Source organism: Mycobacterium sp. WUMAC-067 (assembly GCF_020217485.1).
Taxonomy (GTDB): domain Bacteria; phylum Actinomycetota; class Actinomycetes; order Mycobacteriales; family Mycobacteriaceae; genus Mycobacterium.
In genome coordinates this window covers 1-20,336 of record NZ_JAEKMI010000067.1, presented here as the reverse complement: position 1 = coordinate 20,336, position 20,336 = coordinate 1, and the positions used below count along the sequence as shown (strand labels likewise).

Here is a 20,336-nt window from a genome sequence, read left to right as displayed (position 1 = left end):
ACCATGCCCGTACCCGGCCTGCGAAACCCCCGAACCACCGCCACCGTGCCCCGTCCCACCCTGACCATGCCCGTACCCGGCCTGCGAGCCTGGCCGTGTTCCGAGGTCTCTTTCGCTGATCGGGCTCGGGGGCGGAGCATCATCGGTATTGAAGCCGTTTGCACGTGCCCAGCTCCGGGCGTCGCCTCCCGTACCTTCAACATCCAGAATTTTCTGCGTAGCCGCCATCATCTTGTCGACCGCATCCCGACTGGCATTTGCGGCGTCGGCGTTGCAGCGCAGTTGAACCGCCTGTATCTCCGCCAATTGCTCCGGCGGTAGCTTCTTCGATGCCAGGATTTCATTGATTTCGTTGTTTCCTGTATTCGCAATGTCTGACAGTCGACTACGCAGATAATCGGTCGCATCGGCTGCCGAGTTGAAGGCCGATGTCTTTGTCTGGTACTTCTCCGCCAGGTCGAGGTGAAATTTCTCGCCCTGCTGGAACCGGTTTATAAGGTCGTCGGCAGTGTGACCTTGGTTTTGCGCGGAAAATAACGTCCACTGCGCTCGCAAGGTTTGTGAATAAAGCTGCTGCTCCGCACACGCTTCGTCCCAATGTTGGGCGCCGGCACGCAGAGCGGTCGAAGGCGCTGGCCACCACGGGCCAATTAGTGCCGCCGTCCAGACACCGGGAGGGAGGTCAACAGCCACCGCATGCCTTTTTCATCGCAGCATCCTTGGGGATGGCGTCATCGAGCGCTGCCTGAAACTCAGCATCGGTGACGACACCGTAACTACTCTTGAGGTAACTGTCAGGTACCCGCCTTCCAAGACGCGCGTGGCGTCGCGAAGCTTCGTATCGAGCGCTGGATCACGTGCCCCCTTATCCAGCATTAGGGCGCCATTAGTGGTAGCGATGCGAGCCAGCGTTTTGTCTGTACCACCGGTGTCTACCTGGACCGACTGGGCAGCCAGCTTGTACGTATCGCACATTTTTTGTTGGGCGGCGGCAACCTCCGCAGGACCATAGGCCGCCGCCGTAGTCGTGGTAACCGGCGAATTGAAACGCGTCGGTCGCGTTAGTGTCACGACCAGTGCAGCGACAGCCACCGCGGCTGTTACCGCCACCGCAATCGCCATCCATGAGCGCGAGCCCATGGATGGCGGCCCGACGGCATTTGGTGGCCAGTTCCTCACGGCCGGTTGCGCGGCTGGGCCTTGACCAGAGCCCGCGGGCGGGTTTCCCACGACTGTCCTCCTCTAGTCCGCAACATCCGATATGCCGCAACCTGCAAGCTGTCATCGTGCCGTTCCCCATCAATAGTGGAGCAGGCAAGCCGCACACCGGGCAATTCACCGCGCCACGGCTCGCCCTCCCATGGAGCCGGGCCTGGCTCGGACAGCGCCTTCGTCGCGGCGATGGTCAACGAACTGTCGATTATCCTTCGCCGACGTCAGGAGTAGGAACCTCCCTCACGCGCCTTGCTACATGATCCGTCTGTTGAGATGGTCCCTGTGCAGATTGCACATGTTGCATCTCAACGAAAGATGGTCACCGGTGTACCAATACGTGATTGATTCCGCGATTAGTTTGCGCGGAACAGCAGCGGTCCCTGCGAAGTCACCCGGCACCATGCACCGCATACTCGCTTCATAAGTGCATCCTTTTGCATTTAATGTCGTCGAGTGCGGCTTGAAACCGTGCATCGGTCGTCACGTTTCTATTTCCCATCGCCGTTCCGGTGCGATAAGACGTAGATAGCGTGCGTGCAGGGTCGCGATACGTTTACGCCGAGGGCTGGATTAGCAGCCGCGTCATCGAGCATCGCCGCGGCGTTGGTGAGTGCGATGCGATCCAGAGCGACATCGTGACCGTTCGCATCGACCTGCACGGCCTACGCTCCGCGCCTGAAAATATATCCGTAGTCGTCTTTCGGCCGCGAAAGTCTCGGCAACGGTCGAGCGGGCGCCGAACATCACCCGCGGCTACATATCTGCTTCATCGCAGCATCTTTGGCGTTGACATCATCGACCTCAGCATTAAAAATTGGGTCGTCGCGCTGCAACGAGCTTCCCATAGCATTCGCTTTGGTATATGCGGCCGCCAATGTGAGGGCAGCGGCTCGTTCGTCTGCCGGGATCGCGGGAGCGGCATTTAATGCCTGCTCCAACATTACCGCCGCATTTACGCCAGACACGCCAGCAGCTGCCCGGTCGTTGCCATTCGTCTCGATTTGCACCGACTGCGCGGCCAGTTTGTAGGTGGCACACAACTGCCTATGTGCGGCTGCAATCTGGTCCGGGCTGTATGAGGGGGTCGTTGAGGTGGTTGAGGAGGCTACCGACTGGCTGCCCGTGGCCCGCGTCAGCGCGACAACGAGGGCGGCCGCGCCCAGCAATACGGCGACCGCAGCTAAGGCCGTCGCTAGCCAGGTCCGCGCGCGGCGTGGCTGTTGCACAGGAAATGCCGGTAGCCCCCATTGCATTGGGTTCTGCGGCGGACCGGTAGCTGGCCCTTCCCCAGCAGCTGGAGGAAAATCCCCCGCCATGCGTCCTCCTTTGTTTGCAAACAGCCCTCGAGTCCGTCCCGAACGCTTCGTTCCAATAGTTGAACAGCTAATCGAACAACGAGCAATCACTTCAACCACACGGAAGGCGGCGAGTCGCCTCCGCGTGCAATTTCATGCAGCTCCATCACCGCTGACGTCGGCGGTCGCTGACCGTCATCGCGATGAGGATGCGCGCGCTTCCGCCGTTTGACCTCGCCTCCAAGTGTTCCGTATGCCACGGGTTCAAGACCTTGCCCGAGCAGGATTTTCGGCGACCATCACTCTCTTGGTAGCTACTCCGTGTCACGGAGCTCGCCGGGTTCGCGGTGGCCAGTACGCCGCCCCCGATCGATGGGCCATTTCTTGGCGCCGTAGTACCCAGCGAGGTAAGCAGCCAGTGGCAACGCAAACATCATGATCGACGCGAGGCTCGCGATAACGAATTGCACTGTTTGTCTGCGAGCGATGGGCAAACCTCGGGCCCCATCGTCCCAACCCGACACAGCAGCGAGGACAACGCCGGCCGCTACCGAGATCGTGATTTGCCAAGCCCAACCGATGAGATAGATCCCGTAGGCGAATCCGCAGCTACCAACTGCGATTAGCCACCAGTGGTTCCTGACAGGTACCACACCCAGGTAGGTGTCTATAGGCGAGGCTTTCGATCGCTGTTCCGCGGGCAAAGTGTAGGAGAATTGCCGAGTGCGGAATTTTAAAAGGGAGCTGTCGTAAAAGAATGCAAAGCAAAAGGCGATGATGACTCCGCCGACACATACTGCTGCGCTTGTCCGCCATCCGCGGTACGACAGTGCCAACGCCATCAATAGTGTGCCGCAGAGGAACGCCCCCCAGTACACCCAGCGGCGCCGACGCTCTCCAAGCTCGAAAAAAACTGGGATCCCTGAAACCGTCAAGGTGACAATCGCAATGATTAGCATTGGCATCGCCCAGGGCGGCTTCGGTATATCAGCGTATCGGTCGGCTCCCGCATTCGCCGCCAACAAATCAATGGTCAAGTTGCGACCCAACGACTCCACCCACCTTTCCCCCACCCAACCCACCGAACACCGAACCGATGATCGCTCCCACAAAGGCGCCTCCGGGCCCGAACATCGAGCCGCCGATCGCACCAGCTGCCCAGCCACCGGCCATACCACCACCGACTCCTCCGACGGCCTGGCCGATGGTCTGGCCGCCGGGAGCGCCCTCCGAGACTTCGATGCCCGCGAGAGCCAGGTCCGCGACGGAACCAGCCCACCCGAGGCGTTTGCCGACGCTGGCCAGCAGTTCGGCGTCGGCACGCGATAAAACACCGATGCTGCCCGGGATGTTGTGCGCACCGTTCGATACCGATCCTGCGGATGCCTCCAACCCGGCGCCACCCGCACCCACCAAAGTGGCGTCGTAATGGGCTATCGCCGATAGCGGCGTGCCCTGAGCCATTTGGCTTACGACCGCGGACGCCGTGGACGACGACATACCCCGCTGCTCAAGCGCCTTGGCAGCTTGACGCATGATCACCACTCGACCTTGTTGCTCGCTGTTGTCGAGGAGTTGAGTGACCTGGTCGGGCGTCATTGGTGCTGCGCCGGCGAATCCTTGCTCCAGCTTCTTCTGCCACTCCAACCGCATTTGCGCGCGAGTACGTGCGTCGCCGCCCATGACGCGATCGACCGGCAACGGACCGACGATCCGCGCTGTAACGAAATCGCTGAGGCGTTCGCTGGCAAGTCGCTGGACGTCGGGATCGGCAGCAGGATTAGTAGCCGTGGTGTAATCGCGCAGTCGCGCTGCCGCTTCAGCCTTTTCAGGTGTCATAGGCCCGGAGCTGTTCAGCAGCGCTTCGTCTCTAGCGCGCTGCGTTGCGTTATAGCTATTGACGGCGTTGCGGTTTTGGTCACCGAGGCTGCTTTGGCCGTCTTCGTCTATCCCCTGGATGGGCGCAGGGTCATAGCCGTCCTGGACCCTCAACGTGGCGAGCGACTTCTGCAGGTGGTCGGAGTAACCGTTGCGGATCGACCTAAGCTGAACCACAGCAGATTTGGTATCGCTGATCGCGTCGTCTACCAATTCCGCGATGTGGTCCTCGACGAGGTCCTCTTCAGCAGGGGTGAGGTCGCCGCTGTCCTCCAGAGCTAGGGCTCGGCCGAGTTCGTTGTCGATTCCACGCAGCTGGCTCTCGAGAGTTGAGATCACGGTTTTGCCGCTCTGCTGCGCCTCCGCCAAGGCGGCGGCAATGTTTTCCAGCTCGATACCGATCTTGGGTAACTGGGCAGCCTGCACCCCCAATGACGCGGTGGCGCGTTGCACCTCCGCAGAACCATTGATCGGATTTTCGCCGCCTTCGTGGTTCCAAGCCGCATCAAAGCGACGACGGGCTTCGGTAAACGCGACGTTGGCCTCGTCGGTACATCGACCTGCAGCACGAAAGGCCTCCGCCAAATTGGAGACCTGCATAGGGCGACCCGCCTGGAGGGTGCGGTTGATTGCCCAGGGGTCGTCACCGGCTGCGGCGATCAGGTCCGCGGGGTTGAGGTACTGGAGCTGCATCGGACTGCGCGCAGTTCGGCAGCGTTGTGCTCATCCATGTTGGTGAACCCATTGGCCGCGTGGTGTGCCTTCGTACCGACACTGGTCAGCGTTTCGCTGTGGCCCTGCAGGTTCTTCACATGCTGCCCGTGTGCGGTGGTCACGGCATTGTGGAAGCCATTCGCCGCTTCGAAGTCACCGAACATCCCCGACTCCAGGGTTCCGCCGGCGAGGTGATCGGCCCCTTCTTGGGCGTGCCCACCCGCGCGGTGGGACTGGTTGCCTCCCGAGTGCAATTGCTCCGGATTGACGAACATTGGCACTCCTTCCGAACTTCGACCGACGTGGCCGCTAGTGGCCTCATAGCCTTTTGACCAGCCTAAACGCGCGCTGCCTGGTGGTCAATTCACCGAGCGTCGGTCCGGCGCATCGGAGCCTGGATCGCTCCTAGAAGCCATGCCCGTTCGTGACGGTCCGCGCCGGGCGATCCCATTCCGGGTCCACGGCCATGGGCATCTGAATCTCGAGATGGGGCAGCGAGACCGTCCCCCAGGGCATGTGGAGCTGGCGAGGAATCGCTATACGCGCCTGAGCTCGGTCGGCCGCCAGCATGCCCTCGGCCGCCAAACGATCGCCGTGCCCGGTGACAATTCGAGTCATGTTGTGCAGCGCTTCGCTGCCCACGTCGTAATAGTGCCCGTGGTCGGTGAACCAGGGCGCGGGGCTGTGCGAGCCGGCGACTTCGGCGCGAAAGCGCACCGCTCCGAAAGCTTCGTGGGCGGGGTCGGCGCCCAGCCCAGCCCACGGGCCCAGCGGTCCCCCGAGCGTCTCGTTCAGCCCGTTCGGAAGCCCGCTGCCGGACTCCCCGATCCAGCTGATCGCATCGGTCGACGCGGCGCCCACATACAACCTGCCGCCGTCGAGATGAAAGTCCGCGGCGCGGTGCGCCAAATCGGTTCCCGGGCAACCGGTTAGCACGGCATCGTTGGCGCGCATGCCGCTATGGGCAAAGGCATCGGCCACGGTCGTGGATCCATAGGAATGTCCCAGAACGGTGACATGCCTCGGCGTGGCCGCATCATGGGTTGTCGCGAGACCGTTGACATCGGCAGCCAGCAGCGCGCCCGCCTGCCGAGCCCTCCATGGAGTGCCGACCTGCTCGAGTTCAGCTGGGCGGGTGAATGCCTGCTGCCAATGCGGATGATCGAATTCCGGTGCGTCATAACCCATCCAGGCCAACACCGCGGTCGAACGTCTCGGATCGGCCTTCGCCGACTGCTCGTAGAGGTTGATGGCGTCGTCGGGGCCGTCGGACATCCACCCTCCCCTGACACTGCTGTTGGTCCCCGGGACCATGACGGCTGTGTTTCGGGATTTGTCCGGGTTGCCGATTGCGATCGCCGCCCTGCCCTTGCCGTCGAACGCCAGCGGGTCATAGGCCCACAACATGATCGGACGTCTTTCAGCATTGTTGTCGCGCGCGAGGAAGTCGTTGGCCTTCACCGTATTCTGGTATCTGGCGATGTCCGTGCCGCATAGACCGTATTCCCATGGGCGGGTGAACACATCGGCATCCCGGTTGTTGAGCGCGTTGTCGCGCAACGCGTCCGGCGCTAACCCGCGCTGCCGTGCGGCATCTTCGACCCTCTGCAAGTCGTCGTTCATTACAGCCCGATTCGCCACGTCACGCACATCGGCGGGAATCCCGTTGAGGTTGCCCAACTCGGGCGGATGTTGATCGGCCAGCAGTCGCTTTTGGTTGGCGCTCAACGAATCCCACCAGCGTTTGACCTGCTCCGGGCTGGTCGGGGTCGGCGGGATCAGCAGTTCGTCGATGCCGCTGATCTCGGCCGGGTCAGCACCGTCTGTTCGCAGTCCGTCCAGCGCTGCCTGGAGCACCGACGCATACCGGTCGCGAATCTGGCCGAGCGCGAACACGATTGCTTTCGTCTCCGCGACGGCGTCTTCGCGCAGATCGTCGACGTCGCAGTGGTCACCGTCCGCGAGGGCTTCGCATATCTCGTCGTCGATGTCTTGCAGGTCGTACTCCAGCGCGGTGATGTACCGCGCGGAGATTCGTTGGGCTTCGGCCAGGGTCGCCGCGATCTTCTCCAAATCGACTGCGATCTTCGGTAATTGATCGGTCTGCAGGCCCAGCGACCGGGACACGCGTTGCACTTCGGCGGAGTCGTTGATGGGATGCTCGCCGTTTCGGTGATTCCACGCCGCCTCGAAGCGACGGCGGGCTGCCTCGAAGGCGGCGGCGGCCTCCTTTGTGCTGGCTCCGGCTGCACGGAATGCTCGCGCTAAATCCGAGATCCGCGCCGGGCGACCGGATTGCAGGCCTGCGTTGGTCGACCACGGATCACCACCGGACTCAGCGACGAGGAACGGGGTGCTGATGTAGCGCAGTTCCATCGCGGCGGCCTTGGAAACGAAATCGCCACGCTAGCAACCTCATAAGGAACTCGCGCCGTCGGCGAGACCGTCGCCGTCGGTGTCGGTCAGCCGGACGTTCCATTTGCCGTCGCCGTCGGTGTCGACGTATCCGGTCACACCGTTGTCGTCGGAGCGCACCACCCGGTCCGCCAGCCCGTTGCCGTCGGTATCGAGGAGGCGATCATCGGAGCGCCCGTGGCCGTCGAGATCGACCAGCGGACCGCCGGTGTGCTCGACGCCGTCGAGGCCGAACCAGCGCAGTTGGCCGCCGCGGTCCACGGCCACCGCCCACGTTCCGGATCCGTCGTCGGTGAAGTAGGCCTCGGGAGTGCCGTCGTTGTCGAGGTCGAGCACGGCGTGATCGACGAGGCCGTCGCCGTCGAGGTCGGCGAGCGCGTCGTCGCGCAGTCCGTCGTGGTCGAAATCCATCCCGATCGATTCGAAGCGGCCATCGCCGTCGAGGTCGAGGTCGGGTTGCCCGTGCCAAATGGCGGCGCCGTTGTCGCCCGCGAGACAATAATCCATGCGTATTCGGACGCGCGGGTGCCGCTAACCGTTCCCCCGAGACTGCCACCACGCCAACAGTTCCGCGGTCGCCTCGTCGGTGTCCAACGGGCCGCGTTCCAGGCGTAGCTCTTTCAAAAACCGCCACGCCTCCCCGACTTGCGGACCCGCCGGGATGCCGAGCAACTCCATGATCTGGTTGCCGTCCAGGTCGGGGCGCACCCGCGCCAAATCCTCCTGGGCGGCCAGTTCCGCGATCCGCGTCTCGAGCCGGTCGTAGCTGGCCTGCAGGCGGGCGGCCCGGCGTTTGTTGCGGGTCGTGCAGTCGGCGCGCACCAGTTTGTGCAGCCGCGGCAGCAGCGGCCCGGCGTCGGTGACATAGCGGCGCACCGCGGAGTCGGTCCACTTCCCATCGCCGTAGCCGTGGAACCGCAGATGCAGATAGACCAGCTGCGAGATGTCCTCGACCATCTGCTTGGAATACTTCAAGGCGCGCAACCGCTTTCGGACCATCTTGGCGCCGACGACCTCGTGGTGGTGGAAGCTCACCCCGCCGTTGGCTTCGTGGCGGCGGGTGGCGGGCTTGCCGATGTCGTGCAGTAGCGCGGCCCAGCGCAGCACCAGATCCGGGCCGTCGTCTTCAAGGGCAATCGCCTGGCGCAGCACGGTCAGCGAGTGCTGGTAGACGTCCTTGTGCTGGTGGTGTTCGTCGATGGCCATCTGCATGCCGCCGACCTCAGGCAGCACCACCTCACCCATGCCGGTTTGCACCAGCAGGTCGATCCCGGCCGTCGGGTCATCGCCGAGGACCAGTTTGTCCAACTCGGCGGCCACCCGCTCGGCGCTGATCCGGCCCAGCTGCGAAGCCATCTGCTCGATCGCCTCCCGCACCCGCGGCGCGACGGCGAAGCCGAGCTGCGAGACGAACCGCGCCGCCCGCAGCATCCGCAACGGGTCGTCGCCGAAGGACACCTCCGGCGCCGCCGGGGTGTCCAGCACCCGCTCGCGCAGCGCCGCCAAACCGCCTAGCGGGTCCAGGAATTCGCCAGGACCTTCGGACGTGATGCGTACGGCCATCGCGTTGGCGGTGAAGTCGCGGCGCACCAGATCGTCCTCGAGGCGATCGCCGTACTGCACCTCGGGATTTCGCGACACCTGATCGTAGGTGTCGGCGCGGAACGTGGTGATCTCGAGCCGATGGTCGCCCTTGCCGACTCCGACCGTGCCGAATTGGATGCCGGTGTCCCACAGATTGTCGGCCCATCGCCGCAAGATGTTTTGCACCTGCTCGGGGCGCGCGTCGGTGGTGAAGTCGAGGTCGGGACTCAACCTGCCCAGCAAGGCATCCCGTACCGAACCGCCGACGAGATAGAGCTCGTGGCCCGCGGCCTCGAACGCGGAGCCCAGCTCCCGCAGCATGGGCGCATGCCTATTGAGCGCGACCGCGGCGGCGGTCAGCAACTCGGCATCCTGGGCGGCGTCAGGCACGTTCGATCAGCCTAGTCGGCCAGTCCCGAAAAGCCCGTGTGAGGAGCCTCGCACCTGCGCGGGCGATGTCTAGTGGGCATTGAAGGTGAGTTGACCTGGCCATTCGCGGTAGTAGCGTTACGCGCGACGAAAAGGGTGAACGACGGGACGATGCGGTGCATCTCCGATACATAAGCAAGGGCGCGCTGATCATGTTCGCCGGCGGCGACCCGTGGAAGATCAACAGCACGTTGCAGAGCGGCCGGCCAGCACAGATCTCGAACCTTGCGAAAGCGTTTCATGACGCAGGCCAGTCGACGGCCGCAGCCGAAGCCGCATTCAGTCAGGCGCGGGACCGCTTCGCTCGGGCCTGGACACACGAGAACGGTGAGAATCCCATCAACGATTCCGCCGAAGTCCAACGCGCCAAAACTTCACTCGGGGCGCAAGCGGCACAGCTTCCCAAGATCGCGGCTGATCTGGAAAACATCGCGGCCGCTCTGGCCGAAGCCCAGCGATCCGGAAATGGTGAAATTTCGGCGCTCGAAGGCGGGCTACAAGGTCTCGACGATCAGATTGGCGAGGCCATCGAGCTGGAAAATGATCCGCATTTAACCGCCTCGGAAAGGCAGCTGCTGGATCACTACATTGAGGGGCTTGAGAAGCATGCGATCAACGACACCAAGGCATCGCTGAACAAGCTGCAGCAACTCCGTGAGCAATACTCTCAACAGCTGCAAGCCTCGAAATCTAACCTACGTAAGCAGGACGGATACGAGGCACCGATCCAGGCCCTCGACGGCGACATCCCGGAGGCGCCCCCGCGAGACGTGCCGGACGACCAACGCCGTCACAATCAGATCGAGGCATTTAAACAGGTCTTTGGTCGGGAACCGACATCGCAAGCTGATTGGGCGACCGCTGCGGCTCTGGACCCGCAGACCTACGACCCCAAGTTCAAGGGCGTGAAATCGCAGATCGAGGTGGTGAAGATTCGGCCAGTGCCCGGCCAGGGGGTCGTCCGTGTCTCGCAGTGGATCGAACAACGGGATGTGACAAGTTCTCCTTTTGGGAACCGGGATCTTGGGAACAACCGTGGAGCGAACATAAACTTTGACCCAGAGGACACCAAGGTAACGACTTATATCGACTACGAAAACGGTCTCGTGATCCTGCGTCAGAACCCATCCGTCGAGGAGACTTCAACCGGCGCTCCAGGCGCCGTCAAGGTTGGCACACCAAAGGGCAGCGTTACCCAGCTCTCCGATGGATCGGTGCGTATCAAATACGATGCCGGCAATCCTTTCGCGCCTGGGTTCACAGCCGATCCAAACGGTCCGTTGGCTGGGCACACAATCACTGTCAATGGCGACCTCGTGTTCACGCCGGGACCGGAAGGCGTCCAAGTGAATGGCACACACACTAACTACCCCTCCCTCGAGGCTTATCAAGACCTCCCAGGTGGCGGGACGCGCACACTGTTGATTGACCCCGCAAGGTCGGGTAGCTCAGCGGGTCCTGCTTTGAACCTATTCCGGCATCACGATGTAGGTCCCTTGGGCGGCAACGCGTTTGCGCCATTCGACAGTGGCGGATGGAATCAGCAATATGACGTGCCCACTCCTCTACCCGCCACGGAAGTTGGACCTACTACCAGCCCACCCTCAGTGCCACCGATAAACACGGGCGGCCTCGTCCCAGCATGACCGTCAAATGACAGAAAGCAACGACATGGGGTCTTCTGCCCTGCAGCATTTCTTCGATGCTGGCGCCTGGCGCACGGCCACATGGTCAGCGCCGTTTGTCGTCCAACCCGTCTTAGGGATATTGCTGATCGTCATGTGGCTGCTGGGCAAATGGCCGTTCGACTCTCATAGTGCGTACGGCGGTGAGCGCACTTGGATGTTCACGTCCACTGCCATCACGACTCTGGTGTCGCTGGGGGCGGGCGTCCTGTTGCTCCGGTCGCCGTCGTCGCGCAATCGCGGCCTTGGACTCAGCCTCGCGAGCTGTTCAGTCGTTGTACTCGCGGGCGGAACGATTTTCGCCTATTTGGTGCTGCGCTGATGACCGACAAAGAAATAATGGACACATCGACGGGCCTGTATGGTCCCCTGACTTTTGCAGTAGCCATGGCCCACGTTTTCGTAGTCGACCTTGCCACGTGGCTGTTCGTTCTGCCGATGTGGCCCTTCGTATTTATCGTTCTTCCCATAACGCTGGCGTACATCGGCGTCAGCGCGCTTATTGGTAGGGCACCAGGTACGTGGGGCCAGGTTGGCCGCGGAATGATGATTGGCGGCCTGTCCGGACCACTCTCACTCTTGGTCTTCATTCCTGCTTTCATCATCGCCGGGGCGATAGGCCCGCTCTGACGAGACGCATTCCGTTATAACCATCGCGCACTCACCCAGCGGCGAGTATGTCCAGGAGAGCATGTCGTGCCAGCTACTATCGCTTGGGTGTCGGACGGCGAACAAGGCAAACCACGTCGGCGCCGGGGGCGGCGCCGCGGTCGTGGCGCTGCGGCTTCGTCCGAGAAGCAGACCAACGGTCAAGTAACCGGCGATTCGACAGCCACCAAACCCCGCCGATCCCGTTCGTCTCGCCACGGGCCGGATCGGCTGCGCACCGTGCACGAGACGTCCGCCGGTGGGCTGGTCATCGACGGCCTGGACGGACCGCGCGACTCGCAGGTCGCCGCGTTGATCGGTCGCCTCGACCGCCGCGGACGGATGTTGTGGTCGCTGCCCAAGGGCCACATCGAACTGGGTGAGACCGCCGAACAGACCGCTATCAGAGAAGTCGCCGAAGAGACCGGAATCAGCGGCAGCGTGCTGGCAGCGCTCGGGCGCATCGACTACTGGTTCGTCACCGAAGGCCGCCGCGTGCACAAAACCGTGCACCACTACTTAATGCGTTTCTCCGGCGGAGAGCTCTCCGACGAGGACCTCGAAGTCGCCGAGGTGGCCTGGGTTCCGATGCGGGAACTGCCGTCGCGGCTGGCCTACGCCGACGAACGCCGCCTGGCCCGGGTGGCCGATGAGCTGATCGACAAGCTGCAAAGCGACGGCCCGGGCGCGCTTCCTCCGCTGCCGCCCAGCTCGCCGCGGCGCCGCCCGCAGACGCATTCGCGGACCCGGCATTCTGACAAACCGGCCACGGGCCGGAAGAACGGCCACGGACCGGGGCCGTGACGGCGCCACTTCTCTGTTGGGCCGGCTTGTTGCGCATCGCGGCCGTGCTCGGCATCGTGGCCGGACTCGCGGTACTCGCCGGGCCGGTGGTTCCCCCCGCGGCCGCGGGCGAGCCGGGGGTGACGCCGTTCGTCCGGGTCCGCATCGATCAAGTCACCCCGGACATGGTCACCACGACCAGCCCGCCCGTCGTGACGGTCAGCGGCATGGTGATCAACATCGGCGACCGCCCCGTCCGCGACGTCATGGTCCGCCTCGAACACGCCGGCGCGATCACCAGCTCCGCGGGCTTGCGCACCACCCTCGACGGCGACACCGACCGCTACGAGGCGGCCGCCGATTTCCTCACCGTGGCTCCCGAGCTGCAGCGTGGGCAGAAAGTCGGCTTCACCCTGTCGGCCCCGCTGCGCGCGCTGACCAAGCCGTCGCTGGGAGTGGAAAAGCCGGGCATCTATCCGGTCCTGGTCAACGTCAACGGCACGCCCGACTACGGCGCTCCGGCCCGGCTGGACAACGCGCGCTTCCTGCTGCCCGTGGTCGGGGTGCCCCCCGACCGCGCCGACGACGTGGGCTCCGCCGTCGCGCCCGACACCTCCAAACCCGTGTGGATCACCATGCTGTGGCCGCTGGCCGACCGGCCCCGGCTGGCGCCCGGCGTACCCGGGGGGACCATCCCGGTCCGGCTGGTCGACGACGACCTGGCCACCTCCCTGGCCAGCGGTGGCCGGCTCGACATCCTGCTCTCGGCGGCCGAGGTCGCGACCAGTCACGACGTCGACCCCGACGGCGCCGTCGGCCGCGCGCTCTGTTTGGCGATCGACCCCGACCTGCTGGTCACCGTCAACGCGATGACCGCCGGCTACGTCGTGTCCAATTCCCCCGACGGCCCGGCTCAACTCCCCGGCACCCCGACCCACCCCGGCACGGGACAGGCCACCGCGGCCGAATGGCTGAACCGCCTGCGCGCGCTCGCGCACCGGACCTGCGTGGCCCCGCTGCCCTACGCGCAAGCCGACCTGGACGCCCTGCAGCGCGTCAACGATCCCGGCCTCAGCGCCAGCGCCACCACCACCGGCAACAGCATCGTCGACAAAATCCTGGACATCTCGTCCGCCCGCGGCGCCACGCTCGTGCCCGACGCCCCGCTGACCAGCCGCACGGTCAAGCTGCTCAACGCCAACAAGGGCACGGTCGCGATCGCCGCCGCCGACCTGTCGGCCGCCGACGCGCAAGGCTCCACGGAGACCAGCGTCGACACCGCACCCCGGCGGTTGTCCCCGCAAGTCACGGTCGCGCCGTTCGATCCGGCCGTCGGGGCCGCACTGGCCGGAGCGGGATCCAGCCCCGAAGCGCCCACCTACCTGGACCCCTCCCTGTCGGTCCGGCTGGCGCACGATTCGGTGACCGCGCGCCGCCAGGACGCCTTGGGCTCGATCTTCTGGCACGCGCTGCAGCACGACGAGCCGCGCACCCAGATCCTGGTCCCGCCGGCCACCTGGAACCTGCAGGCCGACGACGCGCAGGTAATGCTCACCGCGCTGAGCACCACCATCCGCTCCGGTCTGGCGGTGCCGCGCCCCCTGCCGGCGGTGGTCGCCGACGCCGCCTCGCGCGCCGAGCCCCCGGAGCAGCCCGGCACCTCCACCGCCGCGCGCGGGCAGTTCAACGACGACGTCACCACCGGGATCGCCGGGCAGATCGGCCGGTTGTGGGGTTTGACCTCCGCGCTGATGACCGACGACCGCACCGGGCTGACCGGCATCCAATACACCGCCCCGCTGCGCGAGGACATGCTGCGCGCGCTGAGCCAGTCCGAGCCGCCCGATTCGCGCAACGGGTTGGCGCAGGAACGGCTGGCCGTGGTCGGTAAGACGATCAACGACCTGTTCGGCGCCGTCACGATCGTCAACCCGGGCGGCTCGTACACGCTGGCCACCGAGCACAGCCCGCTGCCGTTGGCGCTGCACAACGGCCTGAGCGTTCCGATCCGGGTGCGGGTGCATGTGGACGCCCCGCCGGGGATGAACGTCACCGACGTCGGGCAGATCGAACTGCCGCCCGGTTACCTTCCGCTGCGGATTCCGATCGAAGTGAACTTCACCCAACGCGTCGCCGTCGACGTGACGCTGCGGACGTCGGACGGTCTGCGGCTAGGCGAGCCGGTGCGGCTGTCGGTGCATTCCAACGCCTACGGCAAGGTCCTGTTCGCGATCACACTGTCCGCCGCGGCGGTGCTGGTGCTGCTGGCGGGGCGGCGGCTGTGGCACCGTTTCCGCGGCCAGCCCGACCCCGCCGATCTGGACCGCCCCGATCCGCCCCACCCCCGGCACGCGGCAGGATTCGGCGCCGCGCACGACGACGCCGACCAACGGGTCGAACAAGAGCACCGAGTATGACCCCCGCCTACCGGCAGGCCCCCTCCCACCACCACCGCCTGCCAGAGCCGCCGCGGCGTTCCCGGATGCAGGGCTCACCGCCGACCGGGCCGCTGCCTCCCGTGCCCGCCGGGATCGATCGTCGGCGCCCGGAACTGTCCGACGCCGCGCTGGTGTCGCGGTCCTGGGCGATGGCCTTCGCGACCTTGATCAGCCGGCTCACCGGCTTCGCCCGGGTGGTGCTGCTCGCCGCGATCCTGGGCGCCGCGCTGTCCAGCGCGTTCTCGGTGGCCAATCAGCTGCCCAACCTGGTGGCGGCCCTCGTCCTGGAGGCGACGTTCACCGCGATCTTCGTGCCGGTGCTGGCGCGCGCCGAGCAGGGCGACCCCGACGGTGGCGCGGCGTTCGTGCGGCGCCTCGTCACGCTGACGACGGCGCTGCTGATCTTCGCCACCGCGGCCTCGGTGCTGGCCGCCCCGCTGCTGGTGCGGCTGATGCTGGGCCGCACCCCGCAGGTCAACGAGGCGCTGACCGTCGCGTTCGCCTACCTCCTTCTCCCCCAGGTCCTCGCCTACGGCCTCACCTCGGTGTTCATGGCAATCCTCAACACCCGCAACGTGTTTGGGCCCACCGCGTGGGCGCCCGTCGTCAACAACGTCGTCGCGCTGGTCACCCTGGCGATCTATGCGGCGGTCCCCGGCGAGCTGTCGGTCGATCCGGTCCGGATGGGCAACGCCAAGCTCCTGGTGCTCGCCATCGGCACCACGCTGGGCGTCTTCGTGCAAACCGGGGTGTTGCTGGTCGCGCTGCGCCGGCAACGGGTCGAGCTGCGCCCGCTGTGGGGAATCGACGAGCGCCTCAAACGCTTCGGCACCATGGCCGCCGCCATGGTGCTCTACGTGCTGATCAGCCAGCTCGGCCTGGTGGTCGGCAACCAGATCGCCAGCACGGCCGCGGCATCCGGGCCCGCGATCTACAACTACACCTGGATGGTCCTGATGCTGCCGTTCGGCATGATCGGGGTGACGGTGTTGACGGTGGTGATGCCGCGGCTGAGCCGCAACGCGGCCGCCAACGACACCAAAGCCGTGCTCGCCGACTTGTCGCTGGCCACCCGGCTGACCTTGATCACGCTGATCCCGATCGTGGCCTTCATGACCGTCGGCGGCCCGGCGATGGGCAGCGCGCTGTTCGCCTACGGCCATTTCGGAAACGTCGACGCCGGATACCTCGGCGCCGCGATCGCACTCTCGGCGTTCACCCTGATCCCCTACGGCCTGGTGCTCTTGCAGCTGCGGGTGTTCTACGCGCGCGAACAGCCCTGGACACCGATCGTGATCATCCTCGTCATCACCGCGGTCAAGATCCTCGGCTCGGTCCTGGCGCCCCACCTCACCGACGACCCCAAGCTGGTGGCCGGTTTCCTGGGCGCGGCCAACGGCGTCGGCTTCCTCGCCGGCGCGCTCATCGGCTACCTGTTGCTGCGACGCACGCTGCTGCCCGCGGGCGGCCACCTGATCGGCGTCGGCGAGCTGCGGACGATCCTGGTGACGCTCACCGCATCCATGCTGGCCGCCCTGATCGCGCACGTCGCCGATCGGCTGTTCGGGCTGGACCGGCTGACCGACCACGGCGGCGCCGGCTCCCTGCTTCGCCTGTTCGTTCTGGGGCTCATCATGCTGCCGATCACGGCCGCGGTCATGCTCCGTGCGCAGGTTCCCGAGGCCCGGGCCGCGTTGGATGCCCTCCGGTTCCGCATCACGGGCCGGGGGCCCCGGCCGCGCAAACCGAAGGCAGCGGATCGATCGTCTCACCGGCGCCCGGTCACGTACCCTGAGCAGAGGAATTCGTCCCCGCCTGGGGTCAATGCGGTCCAGGAGCCGATCCGGCGCAGGCCTCCGGAGCGGGCAAACCGAGCCCGGCTAGCGAAAGGACCGGAGGTGACCGACCGCCCGATGGAGAGCCCCGCATCCAGCGCCGGGCCCGGCACAGGGTCAGGGACTTCGCGGCCGGTCGCCGACGACTTCCAGCCCGACATTCCCGCCGACGATCCGCAGCGGTCGACGCCGCGCTCGGCCGAGCCGCGCCTGCCCGACCCGGCCAACGGCGACCCCGCCGGCGAATCCCGCCGCGGGCCGGCCGCTTTCGATGCGCCCCGCGAGCGCGCCGCGGAGTCGTCGGGCGACGACGTCCATCTGGTGCCCGGCGCCCGGATCGCCGGCGGCCGGTACCGATTGCTGGTGTTCCACGGCGGCGCCCCGCCGCTGCAGTTCTGGCAGGCGCTGGACACCGCGCTGGACCGCCAAGTGGCGCTGACCTTCGTCGACCCGGACGGCGCCCTGCCCGACGAGGTATTGCAGGAGATCCTGTCCCGCACGCTGCGGCTCAGCCGCATCGACAAACCCGGCATCGCCCGCGTGCTCGACGTGGTGCACACCGGCTCCGGTGGCCTGGTGGTCTCCGAGTGGATTCGGGGCGGTTCGTTGCAGGAGGTCGCCGACACCGCCCCCTCACCGGTGGGCGCCGTGCGGGCCATGCAGTCGCTGGCCGCCGCCGCCGACGCGGCCCACCGCGCCGGCGTCGCGCTGTCCGTCGACCACCCCAGCCGCGTGCGGGTCAGCATCGAAGGCGACGTCGTGCTGGCCTACCCGGCGACCATGCCCGACGCCAACCCCCAAGACGACATCCGCGGCATCGGGGCCGCGCTGTATGCCCTGCTGGTCAACCGGTGGCCGTTGCTGGAGAGCGGGGTGCGCAGCGGGCTCGCGGCGGCCGACCGCGACTCCTCGGGCAATCCCGTCGAACCCATGGTCGTCGACCGCGACATCCCGTTCCAGATCTCCGCGGTCGCCGTCCGCGCGGTCCAGGAGGACGGCGGAATACGCAGCGCCTCAACGCTTTTGAACCTGCTGCAGCAGGCCACCGCGGTCGCTGACCGCACCGAGGTGCTCGGTCCGATCGACGATTCACCCTCGCCCTCGACGGCGCTCGTCCCGCCCGAGCAGGAGGCGACCCTGGCGCGTCGGCGGCGCAACGTGCTCATCGGCGCCGGCGCCGGCCTGGCCGTCATCGTGGTCGCCCTGCTGGTACTGGCGTCGGTGGTGAGCAAAATCTTCGGCAACGTCGGCGGTGGTCTCAACAAGGACGAACTCGGACTGAACGGCCCCTCGTCGTCAACGTCGGCGCCGTCGACCACCACATCGGCCGCCGCCGGCAGCGTCGTCAAGCCCACCAGGGCAAGCGTCTACTCCCCCGACGGCGAGGTCGACAACCCGGGCACGGCCGGGCAGGCGATCGACGGCGACCCCAGCACGGCCTGGGCAACCGAGGTCTACACCGACGCCGTCCCCTTCCCCAGTTTCAAACAGGGTGAGGGCCTGATGCTCCAACTCCCGAGCCCCACCGTCGTCGGCCAGGTCAGCATCGACACACCCAGCAGCGGCACCAAGGTCGAAATCCGCGCGGCGTCCTCGTCGGCGCCGGCCTCCCTCAACGACACCAAGCTGCTGGCTCAGGGCTTCACGCTCAAGCCCGGCCACAACGTCATCCCGGTCAGGGCCGGGTCACCGACGTCGAATCTGCTGATCTGGATCTCCACGCTGGGAACCACGAACGGCAAGAGTCAGGCCGGCTTTTTCGAGATCACGGTCCAGGCCGCGTCCTGATCCGCGGGGCCTTCCACAGACTCACATGACCGCTGCCGACTGAAGTGTGGCCCGATACCGGATTGGTTAATGTCCGGCCGTGGGCTTCGGGGGAAACGTCAAGCGGGACCGCAGTGACGCCGAGCTGCTGGCAGCGCATGTGGCGGGTGACCGCTACGCCTTCAGCGAGCTCTTCCTGCGGCACCAGCGCCACCTGCACCGGCTTGCCCGGCTCACCACCCGCACCCCCGAGGACGCCGAAGACGCGCTGCAAGACGCCATGCTTTCCGCGCACCGCGGCGCCGGCGCGTTCCGGCATGACGCCGCCGTCGGCAGCTGGCTGCACCGCATCGTCGTCAACGCCTGCCTGGACCGGCTGCGCCGCACCAAGGCCCACCCGACCGTTCCGCTGGAGGACGTCTACCCGGTCGCCGATCGGACCGCCCAGGTCGAAACGACGATGGCGGTGCAGCGCGCCTTGATGCGGCTTCCCGTCGAGCAGCGCGCGGCGGTGGTAGCCGTCGACATGCAGGGCTACTCGGTGGCCGACACCGCCCGGCTGCTCGGCGTCGCCGAAGGCACGATCAAGAGCCGGTGCGCCCGCGCCCGCGGCCGGCTCGCAGAGTTACTGGGCTACCTCAACGCCGGCGCCCACGCCACACCGGAGGGCGCCACCGGTCAGGCCTGACCAATCCACCACGCGGGCCCATCCGTGGCCATCCGTCGGCGCGTGACGGACACTGGGTCCGATGGATGCGGCGGAGAACGATGGGGCGGATCACCGCAAGGCGGAATCAGACCCGCCGCTAACCGTCGAACTCCTCGCCGATCTGCAGGCCGGCGTGCTCGACGACGAAGCGGCCGCCCGGGTCCGCCGGCAGGTCCGGTCCGACCCGGACGCCGCCCGTGTGCTCGCTGCGCTGAACCGTGTCCGTCGCGATGTCGCCGCCGTCGGCGCCGACCCGGCCTGCGAGCCGGACCCGCCCCCGCAGGTTGCCGCCCGCATCTCCGCGGCGCTGCGATCCGCGGAGCCCCCGCCCAGCGCCGCCGCCGGACGAGCCGCTCACTCCGCGCGCCCGCGTCTCCGGCCGGCCCGCGTTATCGCGGCGGTCGCCGGTTTGTGCGCGGCGCTGGCCGCGATCGGCTTCGGCACGGTCGCGCTCCTGAACGCTCCCGAACCGTCCCCGAGCACCCCGGACGACGTCCAACACATCACGGTGTCGACACCGCCGATGGAGGTCCCGCTCTCCCCAAACGAGATCCTCGGCCTGCTCGACCGCGCTCCCGACTTCGGCTCTTCCGCAGGCACCCTCGGCGACCCCGCGCGGCGCGCCTCCTGCCTGACCGGCCTCGGCTATCCGGCGGCCACACAGGTGCTGGGTGCGCGTCCGGTCGAGATCAACGCCAGACCCGGCATCGCTCTGGTGATACCCGGCGACAGCCCGCACGTCCTGGCCGTCTACGTCGTGTCTCCGACCTGCAGCGCCGCCGACACCGGGCTGTTGGCCAATACCCAGGTGCCGCGGCCCTAAGGTGGTGCCATGGCCGGCGCCCGTGTTGCTCCGAACGCCCGGGAACAGCGGTGCCTACGCTGGCGTTTATACGGGTCCAGAGGCGATTGCTCGAAAGGTTTTCATGACACCCGACACT

At 66.2% G+C, this 20,336-nt stretch carries 15 protein-coding genes and 1 pseudogene; 8 read left to right on the top strand and 8 right to left on the bottom strand.

Annotated features, from left to right (window positions below):
* The 8 genes and pseudogenes from JF781_RS25495 to JF781_RS25460 all read right to left on the bottom strand — a co-directional run.
* Nucleotides 1-693: pseudogene (locus tag JF781_RS25495) on the bottom strand (hypothetical protein); the annotation flags it as partial.
* A gap of 1,265 nt (nucleotides 694-1,958) precedes the next feature.
* Nucleotides 1,959-2,222: a hypothetical protein gene (locus tag JF781_RS25490; RefSeq protein WP_225327975.1), complete on the bottom strand. Its 264-nt coding sequence runs from the start codon at nucleotides 2,220-2,222 to the stop codon at nucleotides 1,959-1,961.
* 602 nt (nucleotides 2,223-2,824) lie between these two features.
* Nucleotides 2,825-3,547, bottom strand: a complete 723-nt coding sequence (locus JF781_RS25485; protein WP_225341325.1) for a hypothetical protein — start codon at nucleotides 3,545-3,547, stop codon at nucleotides 2,825-2,827.
* The gene (locus tag JF781_RS25480) at nucleotides 3,537-5,081 is read right to left on the bottom strand and encodes a hypothetical protein (RefSeq protein ID WP_225327976.1); all 1,545 of its coding nucleotides are present in this window, start codon (nucleotides 5,079-5,081) and stop codon (nucleotides 3,537-3,539) included. Before JF781_RS25480 ends, JF781_RS25485 begins: the two co-directional genes overlap by 11 nt.
* On the bottom strand, nucleotides 5,048-5,377 hold the full coding sequence (locus tag JF781_RS25475) for a DUF2563 family protein (protein WP_225327977.1): 330 nt from the start codon (nucleotides 5,375-5,377) through the stop codon (nucleotides 5,048-5,050). The genes JF781_RS25480 and JF781_RS25475 overlap by 34 nt, the downstream gene beginning before the upstream one ends.
* Before the next feature lie 130 nt (nucleotides 5,378-5,507).
* Nucleotides 5,508-7,478: an alpha/beta hydrolase gene (locus tag JF781_RS25470; RefSeq protein WP_225327978.1), complete on the bottom strand. Its 1,971-nt coding sequence runs from the start codon at nucleotides 7,476-7,478 to the stop codon at nucleotides 5,508-5,510.
* Between the two features lie 39 nt (nucleotides 7,479-7,517).
* Nucleotides 7,518-8,024 carry a pullulanase gene (locus tag JF781_RS25465; RefSeq protein WP_225327979.1) on the bottom strand — a complete coding sequence of 169 codons (507 nt, stop codon included), beginning with the start codon at nucleotides 8,022-8,024 and terminating at the stop codon, nucleotides 7,518-7,520.
* A 24-nt stretch (nucleotides 8,025-8,048) separates the two neighbouring features.
* The gene (locus tag JF781_RS25460; protein WP_225327980.1) at nucleotides 8,049-9,491 is read right to left on the bottom strand and encodes a CCA tRNA nucleotidyltransferase; all 1,443 of its coding nucleotides are present in this window, start codon (nucleotides 9,489-9,491) and stop codon (nucleotides 8,049-8,051) included.
* 191 nt (nucleotides 9,492-9,682) lie between these two features.
* Between JF781_RS25460 and JF781_RS25455 the strand changes: the two genes are divergently transcribed.
* The 8 genes from JF781_RS25455 to JF781_RS25420 all read left to right on the top strand — a co-directional run bounded on the left by JF781_RS25455 (nucleotide 9,683) and on the right by JF781_RS25420 (nucleotide 20,218).
* Nucleotides 9,683-11,176, top strand: coding sequence for a hypothetical protein (locus tag JF781_RS25455; protein WP_255642352.1), 1,494 nt, complete (start codon nucleotides 9,683-9,685; stop codon nucleotides 11,174-11,176).
* A 7-nt stretch (nucleotides 11,177-11,183) separates the two neighbouring features.
* Nucleotides 11,184-11,537 carry a hypothetical protein gene (locus JF781_RS25450; RefSeq protein WP_225327982.1) on the top strand — a complete coding sequence of 118 codons (354 nt, stop codon included), beginning with the start codon at nucleotides 11,184-11,186 and terminating at the stop codon, nucleotides 11,535-11,537.
* Nucleotides 11,538-11,602: 65 nt separating this feature from the next.
* Nucleotides 11,603-11,845, top strand: a complete 243-nt coding sequence (locus JF781_RS25445) for a hypothetical protein (protein WP_308011551.1) — start codon at nucleotides 11,603-11,605, stop codon at nucleotides 11,843-11,845.
* Between the two features lie 87 nt (nucleotides 11,846-11,932).
* Entirely contained in the window at nucleotides 11,933-12,667 is a 735-nt protein-coding gene (locus JF781_RS25440) for an NUDIX hydrolase (RefSeq protein WP_225327984.1), read from the top strand.
* Nucleotides 12,664-15,063 carry a hypothetical protein gene (locus JF781_RS25435; protein ID WP_225327985.1) on the top strand — a complete coding sequence of 800 codons (2,400 nt, stop codon included), beginning with the start codon at nucleotides 12,664-12,666 and terminating at the stop codon, nucleotides 15,061-15,063. The genes JF781_RS25440 and JF781_RS25435 overlap by 4 nt, the downstream gene beginning before the upstream one ends.
* 65 nt (nucleotides 15,064-15,128) lie before the next feature.
* A complete protein-coding gene (locus tag JF781_RS25430) occupies nucleotides 15,129-18,707 on the top strand; it encodes a murein biosynthesis integral membrane protein MurJ (RefSeq protein ID WP_225327993.1) in 3,579 nt (1,192 codons plus the stop codon).
* Between the two features lie 79 nt (nucleotides 18,708-18,786).
* Entirely contained in the window at nucleotides 18,787-19,374 is a 588-nt protein-coding gene (gene sigM / locus JF781_RS25425; protein ID WP_225327986.1) for an RNA polymerase sigma factor SigM, read from the top strand.
* Between the two features lie 61 nt (nucleotides 19,375-19,435).
* The gene (locus tag JF781_RS25420) at nucleotides 19,436-20,218 is read left to right on the top strand and encodes a hypothetical protein (protein WP_225327987.1); all 783 of its coding nucleotides are present in this window, start codon (nucleotides 19,436-19,438) and stop codon (nucleotides 20,216-20,218) included.
* Nucleotides 20,219-20,336: the final 118 nt, after the last annotated feature.